Here is a 23,292-nt window from a genome sequence, read left to right as displayed (position 1 = left end):
ACCTTGGCGGATCGAAACTGCATGAGCACGTATTTCCGGATGCACTGTCTTGATGTTCCGCCTATGTGTGCCGTGGTTAATCGGCAATTAAAGATCATTCCGTTAGGTGTTTGACGTGATTCGCGGTTATTGCCGGAAACCTTTGCAAGGTGGACGGCGTTGGCCGGATAACGGATGTTAGCGTCAGGGAAAGCGACGAGATAGATGGCAACCAAAGTCAAAGAAAACGAAGAAGCTGAAAACGAACGCGATGGCGCGACGGATGGCCCGCTTCTCGACCTTTCGGATGACGCGGTCAAAAAGATGATCAAGGCCGCCAAGAAGCGCGGCTACGTCACCATGGATGAGTTGAACGAAGTCCTGCCGTCCGACCAGGTCGACCCTGACCGTATCGAAGACGTCATGGCTATGCTCAGCGAGATGGGTATCAATGTCGTCGAGGACGAGGACGCTGAAGAGCAGGCTGCTGAATCGGATGGCGACGATTCCGATAGCGAAGAGTCCGAAGGCGGCGAGATTGCTCCTTCCAGCGGCACCGCGCTCGCGACCGCCAAGAAGAAAGAGCCGACCGACCGTACCGATGACCCGGTGCGCATGTATCTGCGCGAGATGGGTTCTGTCGAGCTTCTGTCGCGCGAAGGCGAAATCGCCATTGCAAAGCGGATCGAGGCCGGCCGCGAGACTATGATCTCCGGCCTCTGCGAGAGCCCTTTGACATTCCAGGCGCTGATCATCTGGCGCGACGAACTCAACGAAGGCACGACGCTGCTGCGCGAGATCATCGATCTCGAAACCACCTATTCCGGTCCGGAAGCCAAGGCTGCTCCGCAGTTTCAGAGCCCTGAGAAGATCGAGGCTGACCGCAAGGCTGCCGAAGAAAAGGAAAAGGTCCGCAGATCGCGTGTCGGCGACGACGATGTGACGAATGTGGGTGGTGAAGGCCTGCCGCCGGAAGAGGAAGAGGACGAAGACGAGTCCAATCTTTCGCTTGCCGCGATGGAAGCCGAACTGCGCCCGCAGGTCATGGAAACGCTGGATACGATTGCCGACACCTATAAGAAGCTACGCAAACTTCAGGATCAGCAGGTTGAGGCGCGCCTTGCCTGCACTGGCACGCTTTCCACAGGCCAGGAGCGTCGCTACAAGGAACTGAAGGACGAGCTGATCACGGCGGTTAAGTCGCTATCGCTCAACCAGAACCGTATCGATAGCCTCGTTGAGCAGCTCTACGACATCTCCAAGCGTCTGATGCAGAACGAGGGTCGCCTGCTGCGTCTGGCCGAATCCTATGGCGTGAAGCGCGACAGCTTCCTCGAGCAGTATCACGGTGCGGAACTCGATCCGAACTGGATGAAGTCCATTGCCAACCTTGCTGCCAAGGGCTGGAAGGAATTCGCACGCGAAGAGAACAACACGATCCGCGATATCCGTCAGGAAATCCAGAATCTTTCCAGCGAAACCGGTATCTCGATTGCCGAATTCCGCCGCATCGTTTCGATGGTGCAGAAGGGTGAACGCGAGGCACGTATCGCCAAGAAGGAAATGGTAGAAGCCAACCTTCGTCTGGTTATCTCGATTGCTAAGAAGTACACCAACCGCGGTCTTCAGTTCCTCGATCTCATTCAGGAAGGCAATATCGGCCTGATGAAGGCGGTGGACAAGTTCGAATACCGTCGCGGTTACAAGTTCTCGACCTATGCGACGTGGTGGATCCGTCAGGCGATCACCCGTTCGATCGCCGACCAGGCCCGCACGATCCGTATTCCGGTGCATATGATCGAAACGATCAACAAGATCGTTCGCACATCGCGCCAGATGCTGCATGAAATCGGTCGCGAGCCGACGCCGGAAGAACTGGCTGAAAAGCTGGCCATGCCGCTTGAAAAAGTGCGCAAGGTTCTGAAAATCGCCAAGGAGCCGATCTCGCTCGAAACCCCGGTGGGTGACGAAGAGGATTCGCATCTCGGTGACTTCATCGAGGACAAGAACGCGCTTCTGCCGATCGATGCCGCCATTCAGGCCAACCTGCGTGAAACCACGACCCGCGTTCTGGCCTCGCTGACGCCGCGTGAAGAGCGCGTGCTGCGCATGCGTTTCGGCATCGGCATGAACACCGACCACACACTGGAAGAAGTGGGTCAGCAGTTCTCGGTTACGCGCGAACGTATCCGCCAGATCGAAGCGAAGGCGCTGCGCAAGCTCAAGCACCCAAGCCGTTCGCGCAAGCTGCGCTCGTTCCTGGATAGCTGATTTTCAGCAACATAAAGATACAAAACCCGGTCAGTCACTGGCCGGGTTTTTCGTTTCAGGGATGGTCTTGCGCGTCAAAACGCTTATCTCTGTGATCGAAGAGAGGGCAGGGTTCTCAATGGATGGGGCACCGAAAAAGAACTGGCGGCAGAGGAGTTGGACGTTTCCGGCTTCCGTGCTGCTTCATGTTCTGATCGTCGGCGCTTTCTACCTGCAATGGCCGGAGAGCATGGAGGCACCGGCAGAACCAGAAAGCGTCAGCGTGGAATTGGTGGAGCCTCCCAAGGAGGAGCCTCCGGCTGAAGAGCAAAAGGCAGAGGAACCCCCACCACCGCCTGCTGAAACGAATGCCGAAGAGCCTCCACCGCCACCGCCTCCGCTCCAGCCAAGTTTGCCAAATATCGCGCTCCGGCCGGATGCCACCCAGCTTGATGCGCGTGACGAGCCGGGCAAGCAGGAGGAGCAGGGCGGTGAGGAACAGCCTAAGCCTTCTGAAAGCCCTGCAAACGCAAAGACGGAGGAGCCGAAACCTGCCGAACAGGCCGAAACGCCAGTGCAGAACGAGGCAAAAAGCGAGCCGCAGCCTGAAACTAAACCTGTAGACGAGACGGCTCAGGCGTCATCTGACCTAGCTGCGACGGCAGAAGACGGGGAGATCGCAGCATCTAAAACGCCAACTGAGCAAGAGACCGCAGCTGTCGCGGTACCGCTGCCGAAGCCGCAAGTTCCAACCAAGCCGGAGCCAGCAGCCGACAACGCGCCCTCGGGAGCAGGTAATCCGGAACTTAAGCCAGCCCGCCAAATCCTGTCTGGCTCGACCCTGATGAACCCTATGCTACGGCAGATGCTCGGCGAACTTCCACCGAGGCGTCGCATCGTGCAGATGTGCAGCACGGAGGCGCTTGCGCAGATCATGGAGGCAAGAGCCGGCCAGTCGCAGCCTGAAGGTATCGTACCCTACACCGGCAAGGGCGGCATGATTGGCGGCAATGTGCTGAATGCCAGCGGTGGAGCCTTCAACGTCGGTTCAGACTGGTATGCGATAACGTTCCGTTGTGAGGTCGACCTGGACAACTACGTCGTTTCCGATTTCAGCTATCAGATGGGAGCAAAGCTCTCGCCATCGGAGGCGAGGGCTCGCGGTCTACCCGTTCAGTAACGGCTCAAGCCGCCACGGGTTTGCCCACTAGCCTGCCAATCGAAGACATCAGCGAATCCTCGTCGTAAGGCTTGCGGATGACCGGAACGTCGGCAAATTCGGACGGCACCATGATGCCGTCTGCATAACCAGTGGCGAACATGAAGGGAATTTGGCGGCGCAGAAGTTCATAGGCAACCGGAATAGATGTATCCGCGCCGAGATTGATGTCGAGGATCGCGACATCCGGGGTTGCCGTCTTTAGCTTTTCGAGCGCCATGGCGGAGGAGGTTGCCGTCTCTATATCGGTAATGCCGTTCTGCTCCAGCATATACTCGACATCCATTGCGATCAGCATCTGGTCTTCGACGAGGAATACGTTCAAGGGTGCCTCCGAATTATAGGCTTCGAAACTCGGCTGTCCGCCGGTTTCAGTGGTCAGGTTTGTGTCCGCGGGGCCAGCGGAGGCATGGCGCGCTGGGACCAATATCTGTACCTCGACGCCGGTGCGGGTGTAGTCGATCCGGCTTTTTCCGCCCAGATCATATGGAACGCTTCGGCTGACGAGCGCCGTGCCGAAACCGCTGCGCGCAGGTGGAGACAGCCTTCCTGTCAAGCTTTCCCGCCAATCCAGAATACAGTCACGCACGTCGTTGATGTGCCAACGGACGGATAATGTACTCCCGGGCTGCGCAAGGGCGCCATACTTCGCGGCATTGGTCGCAAGTTCGTGCAGCACCAACGCCATCACCGAGAAGGCGCGTGAGTCCAGCAGGACGTTCGGACCGTCCATGATGATTTTGCTGTCTGGAGAGCGGTGCGGTGAAAGTTCTGCTTCCAGCAGATCGCGCAACAAGCCGCCGCCTTCACCCCGGACAACCTGATCATGCGCGAAGGAAAGTGCCTGGATACGCCCCTTAAGCGCCGATACGTATTCCTGCAAAGTCCGGCCCTCCTGCTTCGGATTGCCGACAAGGGATTTGATGATGGCAAGGACGTTCTTGACCCGGTGGTTCAGCTCTTCGTTGAGCATGCGCTGACGCACTTCCGCCTGTGCACGCTCTCCAGCCATCACCTCGCTGTGGCGGAATGCCACTTCCACAAGCGCAACTCTAGCCGCCTCGGCAATTTGCCGGTCTTCTTCCGTCCATGGCTGCGCCTGCCTGTGAACGGTTTCCTTCCATATGGCGAAGCTCTTGCGTGGCGTTAGCCGGTCGCCAAGCGGCCCGGTCTCGTAGGACTTGTCGGGGTTACCCGCCCAGTTCAGCGTCTGGATCAGTTCGCGGCGGAAAAACAGCAAATATTCATTTTTCACCTGGGACAGTGAAACTGCCAGCACGCCCGCCGTCTCGCTACTGTAATCCTCGGCCTCTGGCAGATGATTAAAGAGCGCGTGAGTGGCCCACGACTTACCATCGGAAACGGAGGCCAGAAGCCTGCTGAGTTGCGAGATGGCGCTATCAGGCGGAGTCGTGCCGATGCCATACCAGTTGTCGTTCATCCACAGCCCGACGCCATCGCATGGCATCAGGTTCTTGAAGTCATGCAGGCTTTCGACAAGCAGTTCTTCGATGTTGCTATGATGGGTCGCCAAACGAAGAAAATTGTCGAGAGAAGCGTGAGCTTCCTGCGCCGTCGTCAGCTTTTTCTTTTGCTTTAGAGCCTGAAGATGCAGCGACAGGAACTCACCGAACATTTCCGCCGCGATGCGCATCGGCATTGGCAGGACACGGGGAGAGTAATGATGGCAGGCAATCAGGCCCCATAATTCGCCATCGATAATGATCGAGATCGACATCGAGGCAGCGACGCCCATGTTGCGCAGATATTCGCAATGGATGGGCGATACGCTGCGCAGATGCGAAAATGATAGATCCAGCGGTTCGCCGGAGGCATCCAGCGTCGGCACGACAGGAACGCGGATACCGCGTGCATCGGAGATGATGCGGAGCGTGTTCTTGAGGTAAAGCGCGCGCGCCTGTTGCGGGATGTCGCTTGCCGGGAAATACTGGCCGAGAAAGCTTTCAAGCGCTGGCTGCTTTGCCTCGGAAATGACCTTGCCTGCACCATCTTGCTCGAACTGGTAGATCATCACGCGGTCATAGCCCAGCATGGCCTTTATCAGGCGTGATGTGCGTGAAATCAGGCTATCGACATTGTCCGCCTCGCGGATGCGGTCGATCATCAGTTGCGCTGTGTGCAGCGGCCTGCTTTCTTCACTGGCCGGCTCGAGTTCTATGATCGTCACCGACTTGTAGCGATGAATGGCTACATCGAAGGTTTTGCCGGATGCGAGGGTAACGTTTGGAAGAAGGGCAGGGCGGGTGCTATTTGCCGTTACCGTCAAGGCATTGCGGAAGTCATGCACGATATCGTGCCCGAATATCTCTTCCGCCGACAGGCCGATAAGTTCGCCTTTGGTTTCCAGAAAGTCGGAGCAGTTGACCGATGCGCGTAAGACAGTTCGCATGGCGTTGTCGCAAGCGACAAGACACCCATGTGGCTGAATATATCCGGGAATGTGGATTGGTTCTTTATCGCAGTTCGTAAGATCGATCTGCTGATCTGTGGGCGTCATGGATCAGGCTTTCCGAATAACATTCATGCTGGCGAGCGCGAAGAAATCTTTTTGTATTCGGAACAATGATAAATAGATCTCAGTTAAAATAATGACGCCCAGTGATGAGCATAAGGCATAATGGGAAGCGCAAACTGACGTCATATTTTTACATATTGTTCTTTTCGCGTTTGCGAACCGGTGCATAGGTCGATCTCGTTTCATGAACTGAAGGCTTAAAGTCCAAACCCGGCCTTAGGATGAAAAACGGGATATGCCGGAGTTTTGTTCCAACAACAGGAAATTATTTTGCCCCAACAGTCATTGAAGATCGCCACGCGCGGTCAGGGCCTCTACGAATTCACCCGGGACGTTGCGACCTTCGTTAGATCCGCCGATGTAGCAATCGGCCTTGCCACTATTTTTGTGCGTCACACCTCCTGCTCGCTGTTGATACAAGAGAATGCGGACCCCGATGTAAAAGCGGATCTGAAGCAGTTCTTCAAAAGGCTTGTCCCGCCTTCGAGCGATCCGTCCATGCGCTGGATCGTTCACACCATGGAGGGGCCGGACGACATGCCGGCGCACATAAAGTCCGCGTTGATGCCTGTGTCGATCAGCATTCCGATCGCAGGCGGCAAGCTCATGCTCGGCACCTGGCAGGGCATCTATCTTTTCGAACACAGGGACCATCCGCATATGCGCGAAGTGGTTCTCCATCTTTCCGCGTGAAAGTATTCTGGGCCTGTTTCATACTGTTTACGCGAATATTAGCATTATGAATGCCATGTGAATGCATGGTTCTGAAATCGTTCAGTCGGCGCTGACTAGTGTCTGCTCAATCGATCGGGTCCTTTGAACCCCCGGCGACGGATAGGAAACGGAGTAAGACAATGATCAGCAACTTTGCAAAACTCGGCCTCGCAGCGCTCATGGCACTTGGCGGCATCTCTGCGACCGCCTCCACAGCCTCGGCTCAGGATGTCCGTTACGGAATCTACGTTCAGGATGGATACCGCCACGGCGGTCATGGCTGGGGTCGCCCTGATCGCGGTCGTGACCGCGACCGCTGCTCTACCTGGCGGGCTGAAGAAAAGGCCAGCCGCATGGGTCTGCGCCGTGCTCGTGTGATCGATGTATCTCCACGCCGCGTCGTTGTAGCCGGTTTCGACCGTCATGGCCGCGACCGTATCGTCTTCGCGAACGTCCGTGGTTGCCCGGTCATTCGTCGCTAACATAACGGCAATCTGACAAATTCAGCCCCTCATCCGCTAAGGCGGGTGAGGGGCTTTTTCTTTTTGAAGCTTTGAGATGTCATTTTAAAGAGAATTCAAAAAGGTTTGAGCGCCGCTTAGTGAGCGGCGCCCGTATGCAAGCTTATTGCTCCAAGGCAAAGGTCACGTTCACCATCACCTTGTAGGTGTTTTCGCCCGCTGCAATCGGCACGGCGTCGGATTTCTCCATGGCGGAAGCGCGCATCATGGCCATCGGTACGGGGGCAGGGCGCTGCATGTTCTCGTTGATCTCGATCACGCGACCGAGCTTCACGCCAGCAGCTTCGCTCAGCGTCCTCGCCTTGGCGATTGCGTCTGCAACGGCGCTCTTGCGCGCTTCGGTCACGGTGGACTTCGGGTCGTCGTTAGTGAAGGTAATGTCGCCGCCCTGATTGATACCGAGCTTCACGGAGCTGTCGAGGATTTCTCCAAGCTTCGCCAGATCGCGCACCCGCACGGTCAGTCCATTCGTCACCTGATAACCGGTAATTTCCGGCGGGACGTAGACGCCATCCTTCGGCTCGAACTGCTTGTAGACCGGTTGCACGGAGAAATTGCTGGTCTGCATGTCCCTGTCCGCAATGCCCGCAGATTTCAATACAGCCTGAACTTCGCCCATCGCCTTGCTATTGTCTGTCAAGGCGGTAGCGGCGGTATCTGCCTGTTTCAAGACGTTGAAGGAAAGGATCGCCATATCCGGCGCAACGGAAGAATCACCTTCTCCGGAAACACTGATGGTCGCTTCACGTGGCTGGATCTGCTGTGCGGTCGCTACGACTGGCGCAAGTGCAAGCGCGCTGATTGTGCCGAAAAGAACGACCCGGCCAAGATTTAATGACATGTAATTTTCCTCATTTAACGTCCCTGATGCAACTATGGCCAGAGATTATGTGACTATTGCGGCATTGATATCTCAACCGTTGTCGCAACGGCTTGTTCTCGCTAAAAAATTACGTTAGAGCGAGTGCTGTATCCGATTGAACCATTGCAAACGGATGCTTCGATTGCTTCGCTGTCGAGAGGGCCTGTAGCTCAATGGTTAGAGCCGGCGGCTCATAACCGCTTGGTTGGGAGTTCGAGTCTCTCCAGGCCCACCATTTTTCAATAAGTTAGACCAAATTCCAATCATACGGCATTGTGATTCCAGTGGTGCCTTGACAGTCTATGACCGACTTTTAGAGTCGGCTGACGAGAATGCTGATGGAGGAATAGTATGATCATGCGTGTGATGGTTAGGGTTTATAGGGCGCGTGCATGATCGTCGGATTTGTATTGACGGCGGCTTTGCTACTGTTCCTTATCGCGTTCCCTCGTAAGCTGAAGCCCATCGTTGTCGGCCTTGTTGTGGTGTGGGTTGCAACTGCGTTGTGGATCGTCTTCGACTGGATGCGAACGGGTGACCGGCTGGCGGCAATCGTTGCTACAGCCTCTTACGATACAAGTTGCCAAGACCCGCGTGCACCGATTCGCCTCAGTTTCCAGAATGCCAACAATATTGCGGTGCGCCGCGTTACCTACACGCTTGAAGGTTTCGAAGCTGCGTTCCGGGTGTCGGTGTCATTTGACCCCTATCAAGTGAGCGAGAGACGGCTGGAGCCACATGAGACCTACGCTGCGTGTCGGCCATTCAGGCTACGCAATAACGAAAATGTCGATCCGAGTACGCTCGATTGGCGTGTGACGATTGATTCCGCCGAGTTCGGTTAGGCCGTTAATAGGTAGATTAAAGCTACGTTAGTCATCACAGGATTTTGACTGAATATATTCGTCCCCGTCACACTCGCTAATAAAAGCCTCGGTACAAGGCCTTGCGGGTTTTCTGTCGGCGTCTCCAATACAAATGCAACTTTATGGGCCTTGCAGGTGGGCTCGTGCGATGCCAAGTCACCCGCAATTCGTGAGTTCGGGAAGGCTTTGTTTTGATTTCTGTATCGAAAATTCTGAAGATCGGCGCCATCTGCCTCGTCGCCGTACCCGTATTGACGGGTGCTCATATGGGCATCAACCAGCTGACCGGAAATTTCCACGAGGTGCTGCCGGGTGAGCTGTATCGCTCCGGTCAGCCGAGCGGGGAAGATATTGCCCGCTATGCGCAGGAAAAGGGCATCAAGACCATCGTCAACCTGCGCAATGAAAAGCGCGAAGCATGGTATGACGAGGAAAATGAAGCCGCCACGGAAAGCGGCGTTCAGCTTATCGACTTTCCCCTGAGTTCCGCAAAGGAGGTTTCGCTGGAAGAGGCGCAGCGTCTCGTTCAATTGATGAAAGATGCGCCAAAGCCGATCCTTATCCACTGCGAACATGGTGCAAACCGTACTGGTCTTGCCTCTGCATTATATATGGGTGCAGTCGCAAAGAAGAGTGAAGCTGCCGCAGAGTTCCAGCTTTCCCCCTATTACGGGCATATCCCTGTTCCGGGCATCGGTCGTTACGCCATGTATTCTTCTTGGGACAAGTTTGAGGAAACAATCGGCTTCTGAAGCTGCGGGAAACCGAGCCCGGGTTTCCCAATCATACGTAGTGTGAAACGCAGCGATGGTGTCGATCAGCGAAAGGCGCGCTGTTGTTTTAGCCGCCGCGTCTGGCTGATTCAATCTTGGCGACGTCGATCTTCTTCATCGTCATCATCGCGTCGAAGGCCCGTTTTGCCTCGGCTCCGCCAGCCGCCATTGCTTCCATGAGTACCCGCGGCGTGATCTGCCACGAGACGCCCCACTTGTCCTTGCACCATCCGCAATCGCTTTCCTGCCCGCCATTACCGACGATGGCGTTCCAGTACCGGTCGGTTTCTTCCTGATCCTCGGTCGAAATCTGGAAGGAAAAAGCCTCGTTGTGCTTGAAAACCGGCCCGCCATTGAGGCCAATGCAGGGAATGCCCGCGACGGTGAATTCCACCACCAGTACATCACCCTCTTTGCCATCCGGGTAATCACCGGGCGCGCGGGTTACCTTGCCGACGCTGCTATCGGGAAACGTTTCCGAATAAAAACGGGCTGCTGCTTCCGCGTCCTTATCGTACCAGACGCATATCGTGTTCTTGTGCATGATCTTCCTCCCATGGAAGGAAGTACCATAGCGCGATTAGGGAAGGGTGGCGATGGTTTCGAGGTGTTCGCCCAACTCGCCCCCCATCGCTGTGTTTGTCACAGGGATGGGGGTGAGAAGAGGTCTTACTAGAAGCAATCTTCAAACAACGCCTTCGTATTCTCCAGCGTCATCTCAACCGGGTTACCCCCACAACTCGGGTCCTTGATCGCCTCAGCCGTCAACTCATCGATGCGATCCGGCCTGAAGCCCATGGCGGTCAGTGTATCCGGCACGCCGAGTTCCTTGCGCAGTTCCAGCACATAATCATAGAAGCCATCAAACCCGCCTTCAATGCCGAGATAGGCGGCGGCGCGGGCTATTTTTTCTTCGATGGCGGGCCGGTTGAAACGCAGGACTGCGGGCATGACGACGGCGTTGGTCATGCCGTGGTGCGTGTTGTACACCGCACCGATTGGGTGCGAGAGCGAGTGAATGGCGCCGAGGCCCTTCTGGAAGGAAACGGCGCCCATGGCGGCAGCGGCCATCATGTTAGTGCGGGCTTCGATATCCGTGCCATCCTTATAGGCGCGCGGCAGGAATTCCTTGATCAGCCGCATGCCTTCCAGCGCAATGCCCTGGCTCATGGGGTGGAAGAAGGGCGAGGAATAGGCCTCTAGGCAATGGGCGAAAGCGTCCATGCCGGTGCCAGCGGTAATCGCCTTCGGCATGCCGACGGTCAGTTCCGGGTCGCAGATCACAACACCGGGCAGGAATTTCGGGTGGAAAATGATCTTCTTTACATGGGTTTTGGAGTTGGTGATGACGCTGGCGCGGCCCACTTCCGAGCCCGTTCCAGCTGTCGTCGGCACTGCAACGATGGGGGCAATGCCGTCGGAATTGGCGCGCGTCCACCAGTCGCCGATATCCTCGAAATCCCACACAGGCCGCGTCTGGCCCGCCATGAAGGCAACCGCTTTGCCGAGATCGAGGCCGGAGCCGCCGCCGAAGGCGACGACGCCATCATGGCCGCCATCCTTGAATGCCTTCACGCCCGCTTCTAGGTTGATCTCGTTCGGGTTCGGGTCGACCTCCGCGAAAATAGCACGGCCAAGACCGGCCTCTTCGAGAATATCCAGCGCGTGGCCGGTGATCGCCATGCCAGCCAAGCCGCGGTCCGTGACCAGCAGCGGCTTCTTGATGCCGAGCGTCTTGCAGGCATCGGCCAGTTCCTTGATGCGGCCACGACCGAGCTTGATGGGGGTTGGATAGCTCCAGTTTGCGACGATATTCATTTCGTGACTTTCTTCAGATGGTATGATTTCGGGCGCGTCAGGTTCTGGAAGCCGATGACGGAGAGCGAACCGCCGCGACCGGTTTCCTTGACGCCGGTCCAGCACAGTGCCGGGTCAAGATAATCCGCGCGGTTCATAAAGACGGTGCCGGTTTCGATCTCGCGACCGATGCGCCCCGCGCGCTCCGAATCCTGCGTCCAGAGCGATGCGGTCAGGCCATATTTGCTGTCGTTCATCAGATGCAAGGCTTCGTCGTCGTTCTTCACTTTCATGATGCCGACGGCAGGGCCGAAGGTTTCTTCTTTCATGAATTCCATGGAGTGATCGACATTGATGAGAACCTGCGGCGCGACATAGGCGCTCTCGCCATCATCGGCAGAAAACAGTTTGGGATCGACCAGCGCCTTCGCGCCCTTCGCCAGGGCATCCGCCACCTGCTGACGCACCACCTTGGCGAAGCGTTTGTTCGCCATCGGCCCCAGCGTCGTTTCCTGATCCAGCGGGTTGCCGAGCTTGTAGTTGGACACCCATGCGACGGACTTTTCTACGAAGGCATCGAACAGAGCTTCATTGACATAGATGCGCTCGATGCCGCAGCAGCATTGGCCGGAATTGAAGGTCGCGCCATCCATCAGCGTATCGACGGCAGCGTCGAGGTCCGCGTCTTCCGTGACGTAGCCCGGGTCCTTGCCACCGAGCTCCAGACCAAGCCCGGTAAAGGTGCCAGCCGCCGCGCGCTCGATGGCGCGTCCGCCCTCCACCGAACCGGTGAAGTTGACGAAGTTGAACAGGCTTTCGGAAATAAGCGCAGACGTCGTCTGGTGGTCGAGGAAGAGGTTGATGAAAACATCATCCGGCACGCCCGCTTCGACAAAGGCGCGAACCATGCGCTCACCAACGAGCAGCGTTTGCGCGGCGTGCTTGATGACGACCGTGTTGCCCGCCATCAGGGCAGGCGCAATCGTGTTGATAGCGGTCATGTAAGGGTAGTTCCACGGCGCGATGACGAATACGACGCCGTGCGCTTCGCGCTCGATACGGCGCTCGAAATTGCCGCTTTCCTCGATAACCAGCGGGGCCAGCGCGTCTGCCGCGATGGAGGCGACGTAGTTGGAGCGCTCGTTGAAGCCCTTGAATTCACCGCCATAACGAACCGGTCGGCCCATCATGTGCGCCAGTTCCGGCACCACCTCATCCACCATCTCGTTGAGACGCGCCACGCCCTTCAGCACCAGCTGAATGCGGTCTTCCAGCGGACGACGCGCCCACGCTTTTTGCGCAGCGCGCGCCTTCAACACGGCGCCCCGCGCCGCATCCAGCGACATCGCTTCCCGTTCGGCATAAACAGTGCCGTCGATCGGCGAGATATTCTGGATCATGACCATGATTGATTGCTTCCCTGTTACTCTGCTTAACATCGGATTACCCGAAAACCGCTTCACACTTTTCGGTCCGATGTTGTTTATGCCCGTTCGAAACCGCGCGCGACTTCCCAGTCCGTCACGCGGCGGTCGTATTCTTCCTGCTCCCACTTTGCGGCGCGAACATAGTGGTCGATCACATCGTCACCAAAGGCCGCGCGCAGCATGGCAGAGCCGTGGAGATGGTCTGTCGCGTCGCGAAGGGTCTTGGGAATTTCCCTGATCTCCTTGCCGCCATAGGCATCGCCCACAAATTGCGGCTCAAGTTCCATCTTCTTCTCGATGCCGTCAATGCCTGCCGCAAGCAGCGCAGCCATTGCCAGATGCGGGTTGAGGTCCGAGCCGCCCACGCGGCACTCGATGCGGATACCCTTAGTGCCGTCTCCACATAGGCGGTAACCGGCAGTGCGGTTGTCCATGCTCCACACGGCCTTCGTCGGCGCGAAGGTGCCCGCCATATAGCGCTTGTAGGAGTTGATGTAGGGTGCAAGAAAATAAGTGATCTCGCTGGCATGGGCGAGAAGACCCGCCACATAATGCCTCATCATATCGGACATGCCGTGCTCGTCATTTTTATCGAGGAACATCGGCGTCTTGCCATCCAGGCTCCAGAGCGACTGGTGGATGTGGGACGAGCTGCCTGCGGCGCTATAATTCCACTTGGCAAGGAAGGTAACGGCCTTGCCCTTGGACCATGCGATTTCTTTGGTCGCGTTCTTGATGATGGCGTGGCGATCGGCCATGGTCAGCGCATCGGCATAGCGAACGTTGATTTCTTCCTGACCCGCGGATGCCTCGCCCTTGGTGTTTTCGACAGGAATTCCAGCACCTTGCAAGCCATTGCGAATGGCGCGCATCACCTCTTCTTCCTTGGTGGTCTGGAAGATGTGGTAATCCTCATTATAGGGGCTTGCGAGCTGCAGGTTGCGATAACCGCTGGCGCGGGCGGATTCGAAGCTCTGGTCGAAGAGAAAGAATTCCAGCTCGCTTGCCATATAGGCTTTCAGGCCCATGGCTTCGAGCCGGGCAACCTGCTTCTTCAGCATAGCGCGCGGCGAATGCGGCACTTCCGCATGGGTGTGATGGTCATAGGCGTCGCAGAGAACGAGCGCTGTGCCCTCCAGCCACGGCACGCGTCGCAGCGTTGCCATATCAGGCTTCAGCGTATAGTCGCCATAGCCTTTTTCCCAACTGGTGGATTTGTAGCCGGAGACCGTTTCCATTTCCATGTCGGTTGCCAGAAGATAATTGCAGCTGTGTGTTTCCTCATGCGCGCTTTCGACGAAGAACTGCGCCTGAAACCGTTTGCCCATCAAGCGACCCTGCATATCCACGAGGCATGCCAGAACCGTGTCTATGCGCCCCTCGGCGACGTCTTTTTTCAACTCGTCGAATGTGTAGGTCGTCATGATGTCGTTGTTCCCTGTTTATGTGTTGGTAAAAGGCGGCACGCATGGCGCGCCGCCTTTATGTTCAAAACATCAGGCCTTGGCCGCCGCCGCGTTGAGTGCCGCCTGCTTGTGCTCCATCGCAAACTCTTCCTCTGGCGAGAGAATGAGGCGGTGGCGACCAACAATCGCGAAGTATGCGATGGCAACCGCAAACCAGATTGCGACCCACAGTACGCCCTTGCCGAAGTTCGGATCCTGCACCTGATAAAGCAGCGTCACGACTGCGATGATGATGGTCAGCACTGCGCCCGGCACGCCGAGCGGCGAACGGAATGGACGCTCGATATGCGGCAGGTTTTTTCGCAGCAAAATGAAGGAGATCGCCTGCATGATGTAGGAGAACATCGCGCCGAAAACGGCCATGTTCAGAAGAACGCTGCCGATGATGCTGCCGCCCTGTTCCGCACCCAGTGCGAACCAGATGATCATCATGACGCTCAAGCCCACGATGGCACCCGTCAGCATCGCCACATGCGGCGTCTTGAACTTGGGATGCGTGATAGAAAGCGCCGTCGGGAAATAGCCCGCGCGTGACAATGAATAGATCTGACGACCCTGCGCATAAAGAATGGTGTGGAAGCTGGCGATGAGGCCTGTCAGCGCCACCAGACCCAGCAGAACCACGCCGCTATCTCCATAGACGGCCTTGAAACCATCCAGCAGAGGCTCAAGCGCCGAACCGAGATGAAACGCGCCGACACCAGGCAGTGACGGGTTAAGCAGCACGATCATGAAGGCGGAAATCATCAGCGTGATGATGCCGAGAATGATGCCTTTCGGCATGTCGCGCTTGGGATCGACCGACTCTTCGGCTGCCAGCGGCAACTGCTCGATGGCAAGGAACAGCCAGACGGCGAAGGGTAGCGTGGCAAGAACGCCGGAAATACCGAAGGGGAAGAAGGAGCCGTTGCCTTCCGGCAGTTCCACCGCAGCACCATCCGGCCCAACGCCGATGTTCAAGGCCCAGCGAGAGAAGTCCATGTTCGGAATGGCGCTGATCCAGAAGAACACCAGAACACCGAGCGAAATCAGTGTGATGACAAGCGTTACCTTGAAAGATAGTTCAAGCCCGAAAACATTGAGGCTCAGGAAGATGATGTAGAACAGCACCCACAGGAACGGCGAATAGGCCGGATCGAGCCCGAGGATGGAGTTCACATAGGCCGTGATGAAAGTGACGATGACGGCGGGTGTGAGAACATATTCGACGTTTTCGCACAGCCCGGTGATGAAGCCGCCCCAGGGGCCCATGGCAGTGCGGGCAAAGGAATAGGCCGCGCCCGTGTGGGGCAGGGCAGGGCTCATCTCCGCGATGGAGAATGTCAGCCCCAGATACATGATGGCGATGATGATGCCCGCCACCAGCATGCCGCCCCAGCCGCCGGTGGCGAAGCCGAAGTTCCAGCCGGAAAAGTGGCCTGAAATAACCGCACCAACGCCGAGCGCCCAGAGAGACCAGACGCCCGCATAGCGCGAAAGCCCTCGTTTTTCGAAATAAGTGGCGTCCGCTTTCTTGTAGCTAACGCCTGATGATGAACTGTCCATGCTTTACTCTCCTGATCGAGAAAAAACAGGCAGTCAGCCGGAATGGCCGATTTTGCCCCAGTCTCGGCCCAAATATCAGGCCGCATGCATCTGCTGTTCCCTTGTCGCATCCTGCGCCTGTTTCGGCGTTCTGGAAGATGCGGCAATATTGCAATCCGGCAGGCTGAGCCGGCCGGAGATTTTCAGTGACCCCGAGTGGCAATTGCCTTTCTCAGAAGCTCTCCCAAATATTCGGCAGCGGCCTGCTGCCCCTCCTCATCTGTAATCAGATCGTTACGTACTTCGATCATTACGTTAAGCAAGCCATTCGGCAGTGCGTGCAGCCGCAGCGTATGGGTAACGCCATCCTCCGGGCCGTATGGTTCGTTTCGCTCAACCCGGAAATTCGGCTTGGCATCTTTCAGCATCGCATCCGCCAGACGCGAATCGGCATCATGCAGAATGCCGATCTGCACATCGCGCACCCGGCCGTGGTAGACGGGCGTGAAGCTGTGGATCGTCACGAGGACTGTCCCTTTGCCAGTGATTTTGCGCCTTTCGATAAGGCCGGAAACTGCCTCGTGGAAGGGAATATAAAGGGCAGCGGTGCGCGCGAAACGCTCCGCGTCGCTCAGGTTTTCGTTCCCGGGAATATCGTAAATCTCGCTGGAAGCCGGCATGGCCGAAGCTGATTCCGGAGGGCGGTTGCAATCATAAATCAGCCGTGAAAACCGCTGGAAAATCAGTGCAGCATCCAGTTTTCTTGACAAGAGACGCGCAATCGCGAGTGCGCCGGGATCCCAGGCAATGTGGCTTGAGAGGGCATCGCTGCCAAGACCGAGATTGTTGTAGCGAAGGGGGAGCTTGTTCGACGCATGTTCGCAGACGAGCAGTATCGCGCTTTTGCCTTCGGCGTTTTCCACCGCGACCGTTTCGCCTTCATCGGCGCTAAAAAATTGCGAACGAACCGTCATGGTTGACCCTGCTTGCCTGACCGTCCCCACGGCCAAGAAAAGAATTCTTCACATAACGCAAAGTGTCAAATGGAATTTTGAAATTTTCTCTTCATTTTTTCGATTGACTCCACGTCGACCTCGTATCTTAATCATCGTCAAAAGCCGGTAGAAAAACCGGAAAAGGGGAAAAATTTGCGCCAATCATCGTCTGGGACGGTGTCAGAGGTCATTCAGACCCACTACGAAAACTTGACGCGCGCTGAGAGGCGCTTGGCGGAGAGTTTGCTGGCAAATTATCCGGTTTCCGGCCTTGGTAGCATCACCACCGTTGCGGAAAATGCAGGCGTTTCCACGCCAACCGTCGCGCGGATGGTGCAGAAGCTTGGCTACAAAGGCTATCCGGAATTCCAGGCAAGCCTCCATCAGGAGCTTGAGGCCACCATCTCCAACCCGATTGCCAAGCACGATCGCTGGGCTTCCAACGCGCCCGGGCTGCATATTCTCAACCGCTTTGCCGATGCGATCACCAACAATCTGCGTGATACGCTGAGCGATCTTGATACCGCCGATTTCGACAATGCCGCCGCGCTACTATCGGACAGGAAGCGCGGCATTTACTTTGTCGGCGGGCGCATCACCGGTTCGATCGCAGAGTATTTCTTCACGCACATGCAGGTCATTCGGCCCAAAACGGCATTAATGTCCTCCAATTCCAGTTCATGGCCGCAATATATGCTGAACATGAATGCGGGCGATGTGCTGGTGATCTTTGACATCCGCCGCTACGAGCAGGACATGGTGACGCTGGCGCAGGTGGCGCATGAAAACGACGTCAGCATCCTGCTCTTCACCGACCAGTGGACCTCGCCCGTTTCGCGCTTTGCCAAACATACTTTCCGCGTGCGAATCGAAGCGCCGTCCGCCTGGGACAGCTCCGTCGTGACGCTGTTCGTGGTGGAGGCGCTGATCGAAGCAGTACAGAGCAACGGCTGGGACGAAACCCGCCAGCGCATGAACTCACTCGAAGGGCTGTTCGAGCAGACCCGTCTTTTCAGGAAACCGGAGAGAAAGTGACACAAGGCGCTCAACGAACGGAGATATGAGAAACATAACAAAAATTTTATTGTCGCACAGCGCTCATCATGGCGATAAGGTGGCGCTAAAGTGGCAATAAAACGACAGACCAAAGTTGGCCGGTGGAGATCGGCAGCTGATACAACCGTCACATAACCTTCATGCAAGCCACGTACAGCGTCCGCCGACGCATGAGACACGAAGAGGAGAACAAAGTGATCTCGCATAGCCGCCGACTGCTTTCGCTTACCACCGCAATCATCCTTGCCACCTCGGCAATCGCTTCGGCAGCGCCGAGCGAGGAGCTCATCGCAGCCGCCAAGAAGGAAGGCATGCTGACGACCATCGCTCTGCCACATGACTGGTGCGGTTACGGCGACGTCATCGCCTCCTTCAAGGCCAAGTATCCTGAAATTCAGGTCAACGAACTGAACCCGGACGCCGGTTCTGCTGACGAAATCGAAGCCATCAAAGCCAACAAGGACAACAAGGGCCCACAGGCTCCTGACGTGATCGACGTTGGTCTCGCATTCGGCCCGCAAGGCAAGAAAGAAGGTCTCCTTCAGCCTTACAAGGTTTCCACCTGGGATGAGATACCAGACGATCTGAAGGACGCTGAAGGTTACTGGTACGGCGACTATTATGGTGCGATGTCGATCCTGGTGAACAAGGACCTCGTGTCAAATCCGCCAAAGGAATATGCTGATCTGGTCAAGCCGGAATACGCTGGACAGGTTGCGCTCGCAGGTGATCCACGCGCTTCCAGCCAAGCCATCTTGAGCGTTTTGGCAGCCGGACTCTCTACAGGCGCAAAAAGCGGCAAGGATGCTGGTGAAGCTGGCCTGAAATACTTCGCTGATCTCAATAAGGCTGGCAACTTCGTTCCGGTCATCGGTAAGGCAGGTACACTTGCACAGGGTGCGACGCCGATTGTTGTTACATGGGACTATAACGCTTTGTCGTGGGCCAAGACGCTTAACGGTAACCCGGAAACGGAAGTAGTCGTGCCGACGAAAGGCACATTGGCGGGCGTTTATGTGCAGGGTATCTCTGCTTATGCACCGCATCCGAATGCAGCGAAGCTTTGGATGGAATTTCTCTATTCGGATGAAGGTCAGCTTGGCTGGCTGAAAGGCTTCTGCCATCCGATCCGCTTCAATGCCATGGTCAAGGCAAACAAGATCCCAAAGGATTTGCTTGATGCCCTTCCGCCGGCAGCAGCTTACGAAAAGGCGATTTTCCCGACACTCGAAGAGCTGGACGCTAACAAGGCCGCAGTTACCGCCGGCTGGGACAAGGTTGTCGGCGCCAACGTGAAGTAACGATTTGATAACAGCCGTCCCGATCTTTCCACAGGCCGGGGCGGCTGGTTTATAAATACGGGAGCATTTCCGGGCCGAAAGTGTGTCACGGTTCTGCGCCCGGACAATGCGTTAAACAAATAGACCGCGATGACCGCGGCATTGGGGACAGCATGTCATCAGCGAATACTGGCACAGCATTGCCGGTTAAACGGCGCTTTCGCCCGAAGCTCGAATGGCTTGGCATTCTGCCATTTGCAATTTTCGTTCTTCTTTTCTTGATTATGCCGACGATGAAGATCGTCATCGGCGCGTTTCAGAACGCGGACGGCAGCTTCACATTTGATAATATTACGGGCCTTTTTACACCATCCATTCTCGCGGCCTACTGGATTTCGATCAAGATCAGCGTTGCCTCTGCCTTCTTTGGCTGCCTGATCGGTTTTGGCGTTGCCGCCGCCGTTGTGCTTGGCGGGTTGCCTCAGAAAATCCGCGCACCGCTTTTGACATTCTCCGGCGTTGCATCGCAATTTGCTGGCGTGCCATTGGCCTTTGCCTTCATCGCAACGCTTGGCCCGGTCGGCCTCGTTACGGTGTTTCTGAAAACCCAGCTCGGCATTGATTTGCGCCTGCTCGGCTTCAACATCCTGTCCTTCTGGGGCCTGACGCTCACCTATCTGTTCTTCCAGATTCCACTGATGATCCTCATCATCACGCCAGCTCTGGATGGTTTGAAGCGCGAGTGGCGCGAGGCTGCTGAAATTCTCGGTGCCAGCGGGACGCAATATTGGCGCATGGTGGCGTTTCCGATTTTGCTGCCCTCCATTCTCGGCACATTCTCGCTTCTGTTCGCAAACGCTTTCGGCGCCGTAGCAACGGCTATCGCGCTCACCGGTTCGTCGCTGAACATCGTACCGATCCTGCTTTTCGCTCAGATCCGCGGCGATGTTCTCGGCAATCCCAATCTCGGCTATGCGCTGGCCTTCGGCATGATCGTCGTAACTTGCATTGCCAATACCCTCTATATCTGGATGCGTACACGCAGTGAGAGGTGGCTGAAATGAAGCGCATTTTCGCTTGGGGTGCGCTTCTTTTCGGCGTCCTCTATTTTGCCCTGCCGCTGATCGGCATGACCAACTTCTCACTGAAAATGCGTCGCGGCGTCTATTCCTTCGACGCGTACGCCGTGGTGCTGAGCGATCCACGCTTTCAGGAAACCTTCACCTACTCCGTGATGATGGCGCTCGTCACCATCATCTTCGGCGTGGTGCTGGTGGTGCCTACGGCCTATTGGGTGCGGCTAAAGCTGCCGGCGCTTCGCCCGGTCATCGAATTTATTACGCTACTGCCGCTGGTCATTCCGGCCATCGTCATCGTCTTCGGCTATATCCGTCTGTACAACACATCCAGCTGGCTGCCGCTGACGGGCTCCACCTCCGGCACCAACCTGCTTTTGATGTTCGGCTACACGACGCTTGCGCTTCCGTATATGTATCGCGCCGTCGATACCGGTCTTCGCACCATCGATATCGGCACCTTGACGGAAGCAGCACAAAGCCTTGGTGCCGGGTGGACAACGATCCTTGCCCGCATCATCCTGCCGAACGTGCTGGTGGCCGTGCTGTCTGGCGCATTCCTGACCTTTGCCATTGTCATCGGCGAATTCACCATGGCGGCGCTTTTGAACCGCCCAGCCTTCGGCCCTTACATGCAGTTGCTCGGCGCAAACCGCGCTTATGAACCCGCAGCACTTGCCGTCATTTCCTTCGGCATCACATGGGGCTGCCTCGGGCTCATCCAACTCGTCTCCCGCTACCAGAAGGGCCAGGCCCCGAAGGCCTGAAGGATCATTCATGAGCTTTCTGACACTTACTCACATCAAGAAATCCTTCGGTCAGGTTCAGGTCGTGCATGACTTCAACATGGCCATCGAAAAGGGTGAATTCGTCTCCTTCCTCGGCCCATCCGGTTGCGGCAAGACCACGGTACTGCGCATGATTGCCGGTTTTGAGACGCCAAGCGACGGCTCGATCGTCATCAATGGCAAGGACCAGACGACGCTGAAACCGAACCAGCGCAATATCGGCATGGTGTTTCAGGCCTATGCGCTGTTCCCCAACATGAATGTGCGCGAAAACGTCGCGTTCGGCCTCAAGGTCGCGGGCAAGCCCAAGGCGGAAATCGATGCCCGCGTGCAGGAAATGCTGGCGCTGATCCATCTGGAGCATCTGGCGGATCGCTATCCGTACCAGATGTCGGGCGGTCAGCAGCAGCGCGTGGCGCTGGCGCGTGCGCTCGCACCGAAGCCGGAAGTGCTGCTTCTGGACGAGCCGCTCTCTGCGCTCGATGCCAAGATCCGCGTGTCGCTACGCGAAGAAATCCGCCAGATCCAGCGCAAACTCGGCATCACGACTATTTTCGTAACGCATGATCAGGAAGAGGCGCTGTCGATTTCCGATCGCATTGTGGTGATGAATGCGGGCAGGGCAGACCAGATCGGCTCGCCGTTCGAGATTTACAACAACCCCGCAACGCGCTTCGTCGCCTCCTTCGTCGGCACGCTGAACCTCATCGACGCAACCGTAACCGATGTGGCGACAAGCAAGGTTCTGGTGGGAGACCAGCAGATTTCGTTGAAGAAGCCGCTGGACAAAGCCAATGGCGACAAGGTGACCGTGGCGCTTCGCCCGGAAGCCGGTTCGCTGAACCCAAGCGCCAAGGGCGATGTTGCGATTTCCGGCGTCGTGACCTCCAGCCACTTCCTCGGCTCCGTCATCCGTACGCGTCTGGATGTCGGCGGCACCGTGCTGTCCTTCGACATGTTCAACGATCCCGGCACCGCCCCGCCTGCTATCGGCGAGCGGATCACGCTCAACTTCTCATCAGAAGATTTGATGATTGTAGCAGAGTAACGCACTGTTTCTCCGTTCTGGAAAGCGCTACTCGGTGCTCATCTCAGGAGAACACAATGCGCGCTTTATTCTACGAACGCTTTGGCGAAGCCCCGAAAGTCGCGAACCTGCCCGACCCGGAACCGACGCCGGGCGGCGTGGTCATCGATGTCAAGGCGACAGGTATTTGCCGAAGCGACTGGCATGGCTGGATGGGTCATGACAGCGACATCGCGCTTCCGCATGTGCCGGGGCATGAATTCGCGGGCGTCATCTCTGCCGTCGGCAAGAACGTCATGCGCTTCAAGGTGGGTGATCGCGTCACCGTTCCCTTCGTTTCCGGCTGCGGCCACTGCCAGGAATGCCGCTCCGGCAATCAGCAGGTCTGCGAAACGCAGTTCCAGCCGGGCTTTACCCATTGGGGTTCGTTTGCGGAATATGTCGCTATCGACTACGCCGACCAGAACCTCGTTCATATGCCGGATGAGATGGCCTATGACACCGCCGCCAGCCTCGGTTGTCGTTTCGCCACCTCCTTCCGCGCCGTTGTCGATCAGGGCCGCCTGAAGGGCGGCGAGTGGCTGGCTGTTCATGGCTGCGGCGGCGTTGGCCTGTCCGCGATCATGATTGGCGCTGGGCTCGGCGCACAGGTCGTCGCCATCGATATTGCCGAGGACAAGCTGGTGCTGGCAAAGCAGCTCGGCGCGACCGTTACCATCAACAGCCGCGAGGTCGCCGACGTGACCGAAGCGGTTCGGGATGCGACGCGCGGTGGTGCGCATGTCTCCGTCGATGCGCTCGGCCATCCGCAGACCTGCTGCAACTCCATCAGCAACCTGCGCCGTCGCGGACGCCACGTTCAGGTGGGCCTGATGCTCGCCGATCACTCCATGCCGCAAATACCCATGGCGCGTGTCATTGCGCATGAGTTGGAAATTTATGGTAGCCACGGCATGCAGGCATGGCGTTACGACGATATGCTGGCCATGATCCAGAGCGGCAAGCTTTCGCCGGAAAAGCTGATCGGGCGCCACATCTCACTTTCGGATGCCGTCACCGCTCTGCCTGAAATGGACAGTTTCAAGGACAGCGGCATCAGCATCATCAATCGCTTCGAGTGATTTCGCCAAGTTTCG

General features: G+C 56.9%; 20 protein-coding genes and 1 tRNA gene. 13 read left to right on the top strand and 8 right to left on the bottom strand.

The features are described from left to right. The first annotated feature begins 204 nt into the window (after positions 1-204). Both rpoD and G6L28_RS09805 read left to right on the top strand, forming a co-directional pair. On the top strand, positions 205-2,250 hold the full coding sequence (gene rpoD, locus G6L28_RS09810) for an RNA polymerase sigma factor RpoD (RefSeq protein ID WP_174063577.1): 2,046 nt from the start codon (positions 205-207) through the stop codon (positions 2,248-2,250). 67 nt (positions 2,251-2,317) lie between these two features. Further along, entirely contained in the window at positions 2,318-3,409 is a 1,092-nt protein-coding gene (locus G6L28_RS09805; RefSeq protein WP_234902514.1) for a DUF930 domain-containing protein, read from the top strand. 4 nt (positions 3,410-3,413) lie between these two features. Here G6L28_RS09805 and G6L28_RS09800 read toward each other — a convergent pair whose 3' ends face one another. Next, positions 3,414-5,966, bottom strand: coding sequence for an HWE histidine kinase domain-containing protein (locus G6L28_RS09800; protein WP_174063575.1), 2,553 nt, complete (start codon positions 5,964-5,966; stop codon positions 3,414-3,416). Between the two features lie 288 nt (positions 5,967-6,254). Here G6L28_RS09800 and G6L28_RS09795 point away from each other — a divergent pair, with 288 nt between their 5' ends. Both G6L28_RS09795 and G6L28_RS09790 read left to right on the top strand, forming a co-directional pair. Further along, on the top strand, positions 6,255-6,677 hold the full coding sequence (locus G6L28_RS09795; RefSeq protein WP_174063574.1) for a secondary thiamine-phosphate synthase enzyme YjbQ: 423 nt from the start codon (positions 6,255-6,257) through the stop codon (positions 6,675-6,677). Positions 6,678-6,838: 161 nt separating this feature from the next. Next, positions 6,839-7,180 (top strand): hypothetical protein, encoded by a 342-nt coding sequence (locus G6L28_RS09790; RefSeq protein WP_174063573.1) that lies wholly within the window; start codon positions 6,839-6,841, stop codon positions 7,178-7,180. Positions 7,181-7,322: 142 nt separating this feature from the next. Here G6L28_RS09790 and G6L28_RS09785 read toward each other — a convergent pair whose 3' ends face one another. After that, on the bottom strand, positions 7,323-8,060 hold the full coding sequence (locus G6L28_RS09785; protein WP_174063572.1) for an SIMPL domain-containing protein: 738 nt from the start codon (positions 8,058-8,060) through the stop codon (positions 7,323-7,325). Positions 8,061-8,240: 180 nt separating this feature from the next. On the opposite strand from G6L28_RS09785, the gene G6L28_RS09780 reads away from it, so the two are divergent. The 3 genes from G6L28_RS09780 to G6L28_RS09770 all read left to right on the top strand — a co-directional run bounded on the left by G6L28_RS09780 (position 8,241) and on the right by G6L28_RS09770 (position 9,699). After that, a tRNA-Ile gene (locus G6L28_RS09780) sits at positions 8,241-8,316 on the top strand. 157 nt (positions 8,317-8,473) lie between these two features. After that, a complete protein-coding gene (locus tag G6L28_RS09775) occupies positions 8,474-8,926 on the top strand; it encodes a hypothetical protein (RefSeq protein WP_174063571.1) in 453 nt (150 codons plus the stop codon). 212 nt (positions 8,927-9,138) lie between these two features. Continuing rightward, complete coding sequence (locus G6L28_RS09770; RefSeq protein WP_174063570.1) at positions 9,139-9,699, top strand: dual specificity protein phosphatase family protein; 561 nt, start codon at positions 9,139-9,141, stop codon at positions 9,697-9,699. Positions 9,700-9,787: 88 nt separating this feature from the next. Here G6L28_RS09770 and G6L28_RS09765 read toward each other — a convergent pair whose 3' ends face one another. From G6L28_RS09765 to G6L28_RS09740, 6 genes are all read right to left on the bottom strand, one after another. Beyond that, on the bottom strand, positions 9,788-10,264 hold the full coding sequence (locus tag G6L28_RS09765) for a VOC family protein (RefSeq protein ID WP_174063569.1): 477 nt from the start codon (positions 10,262-10,264) through the stop codon (positions 9,788-9,790). 128 nt (positions 10,265-10,392) lie between these two features. Continuing rightward, entirely contained in the window at positions 10,393-11,538 is a 1,146-nt protein-coding gene (locus G6L28_RS09760; protein WP_174063568.1) for an iron-containing alcohol dehydrogenase, read from the bottom strand. After that, complete coding sequence (locus G6L28_RS09755; protein WP_174063567.1) at positions 11,535-12,923, bottom strand: aldehyde dehydrogenase family protein; 1,389 nt, start codon at positions 12,921-12,923, stop codon at positions 11,535-11,537. Before G6L28_RS09755 ends, G6L28_RS09760 begins: the two co-directional genes overlap by 4 nt. 77 nt (positions 12,924-13,000) lie before the next feature. Beyond that, positions 13,001-14,368 carry a glutamine synthetase family protein gene (locus G6L28_RS09750; protein ID WP_174063566.1) on the bottom strand — a complete coding sequence of 456 codons (1,368 nt, stop codon included), beginning with the start codon at positions 14,366-14,368 and terminating at the stop codon, positions 13,001-13,003. A gap of 72 nt (positions 14,369-14,440) precedes the next feature. Further along, positions 14,441-15,955: an amino acid permease gene (locus G6L28_RS09745; protein ID WP_174063565.1), complete on the bottom strand. Its 1,515-nt coding sequence runs from the start codon at positions 15,953-15,955 to the stop codon at positions 14,441-14,443. Between the two features lie 182 nt (positions 15,956-16,137). After that, complete coding sequence (locus tag G6L28_RS09740; RefSeq protein ID WP_174063564.1) at positions 16,138-16,908, bottom strand: N-formylglutamate amidohydrolase; 771 nt, start codon at positions 16,906-16,908, stop codon at positions 16,138-16,140. Between the two features lie 174 nt (positions 16,909-17,082). Between G6L28_RS09740 and G6L28_RS09735 the strand changes: the two genes are divergently transcribed. The 6 genes from G6L28_RS09735 (at position 17,083) to G6L28_RS09710 (ending at position 23,277) form a co-directional block, all read left to right on the top strand. Then, positions 17,083-17,964, top strand: coding sequence for a MurR/RpiR family transcriptional regulator (locus G6L28_RS09735; RefSeq protein ID WP_174063563.1), 882 nt, complete (start codon positions 17,083-17,085; stop codon positions 17,962-17,964). Positions 17,965-18,179: 215 nt separating this feature from the next. After that, the gene (locus tag G6L28_RS09730; RefSeq protein WP_174063562.1) at positions 18,180-19,286 is read left to right on the top strand and encodes an extracellular solute-binding protein; all 1,107 of its coding nucleotides are present in this window, start codon (positions 18,180-18,182) and stop codon (positions 19,284-19,286) included. A 152-nt stretch (positions 19,287-19,438) separates the two neighbouring features. Next, entirely contained in the window at positions 19,439-20,329 is an 891-nt protein-coding gene (locus G6L28_RS09725) for an ABC transporter permease (RefSeq protein WP_174063561.1), read from the top strand. Then, entirely contained in the window at positions 20,326-21,108 is a 783-nt protein-coding gene (locus tag G6L28_RS09720) for an ABC transporter permease (protein ID WP_174063560.1), read from the top strand. Before G6L28_RS09725 ends, G6L28_RS09720 begins: the two co-directional genes overlap by 4 nt. 10 nt (positions 21,109-21,118) lie before the next feature. Continuing rightward, a complete protein-coding gene (locus G6L28_RS09715; protein WP_174063559.1) occupies positions 21,119-22,177 on the top strand; it encodes an ABC transporter ATP-binding protein in 1,059 nt (352 codons plus the stop codon). Positions 22,178-22,233: 56 nt separating this feature from the next. Continuing rightward, positions 22,234-23,277, top strand: a complete 1,044-nt coding sequence (locus G6L28_RS09710) for a zinc-dependent alcohol dehydrogenase family protein (RefSeq protein ID WP_174063558.1) — start codon at positions 22,234-22,236, stop codon at positions 23,275-23,277. Positions 23,278-23,292: the final 15 nt, after the last annotated feature.

It is taken from the genome of Agrobacterium larrymoorei (assembly GCF_013322225.1).
Taxonomy (GTDB): domain Bacteria; phylum Pseudomonadota; class Alphaproteobacteria; order Rhizobiales; family Rhizobiaceae; genus Agrobacterium; species Agrobacterium larrymoorei_A.
Note: the sequence above shows the minus strand (reverse complement) of the source record. Positions and strands in the feature narration are given on the sequence as shown.

Bases quoted from the DNA above. Each gene is read 5' to 3' on its own strand.
- rpoD (WP_174063577.1), top strand. From the start codon at position 205: ATGGCAACCAAAGTCAAAGAAAACGAAGAAGCTGAAAACGAACGCGAT.
- G6L28_RS09800 (WP_174063575.1), bottom strand. From the start codon at position 5,966: ATGACGCCCACAGATCAGCAGATCGATCTTACGAACTGCGATAAAGAA.
- G6L28_RS09790 (WP_174063573.1), top strand. From the start codon at position 6,839: ATGATCAGCAACTTTGCAAAACTCGGCCTCGCAGCGCTCATGGCACTT.
- G6L28_RS09785 (WP_174063572.1), bottom strand. From the start codon at position 8,060: ATGTCATTAAATCTTGGCCGGGTCGTTCTTTTCGGCACAATCAGCGCG.
- G6L28_RS09775 (WP_174063571.1), top strand. From the start codon at position 8,474: ATGATCGTCGGATTTGTATTGACGGCGGCTTTGCTACTGTTCCTTATC.
- G6L28_RS09765 (WP_174063569.1), bottom strand. From the start codon at position 10,264: ATGCACAAGAACACGATATGCGTCTGGTACGATAAGGACGCGGAAGCA.
- G6L28_RS09760 (WP_174063568.1), bottom strand. From the start codon at position 11,538: ATGAATATCGTCGCAAACTGGAGCTATCCAACCCCCATCAAGCTCGGT.
- G6L28_RS09755 (WP_174063567.1), bottom strand. From the start codon at position 12,923: ATGGTCATGATCCAGAATATCTCGCCGATCGACGGCACTGTTTATGCC.
- G6L28_RS09750 (WP_174063566.1), bottom strand. From the start codon at position 14,368: ATGACGACCTACACATTCGACGAGTTGAAAAAAGACGTCGCCGAGGGG.
- G6L28_RS09745 (WP_174063565.1), bottom strand. From the start codon at position 15,955: ATGGACAGTTCATCATCAGGCGTTAGCTACAAGAAAGCGGACGCCACT.
- G6L28_RS09740 (WP_174063564.1), bottom strand. From the start codon at position 16,908: ATGACGGTTCGTTCGCAATTTTTTAGCGCCGATGAAGGCGAAACGGTC.
- G6L28_RS09725 (WP_174063561.1), top strand. From the start codon at position 19,439: ATGTCATCAGCGAATACTGGCACAGCATTGCCGGTTAAACGGCGCTTT.
- G6L28_RS09720 (WP_174063560.1), top strand. From the start codon at position 20,326: ATGAAGCGCATTTTCGCTTGGGGTGCGCTTCTTTTCGGCGTCCTCTAT.
- G6L28_RS09715 (WP_174063559.1), top strand. From the start codon at position 21,119: ATGAGCTTTCTGACACTTACTCACATCAAGAAATCCTTCGGTCAGGTT.
- G6L28_RS09710 (WP_174063558.1), top strand. From the start codon at position 22,234: ATGCGCGCTTTATTCTACGAACGCTTTGGCGAAGCCCCGAAAGTCGCG.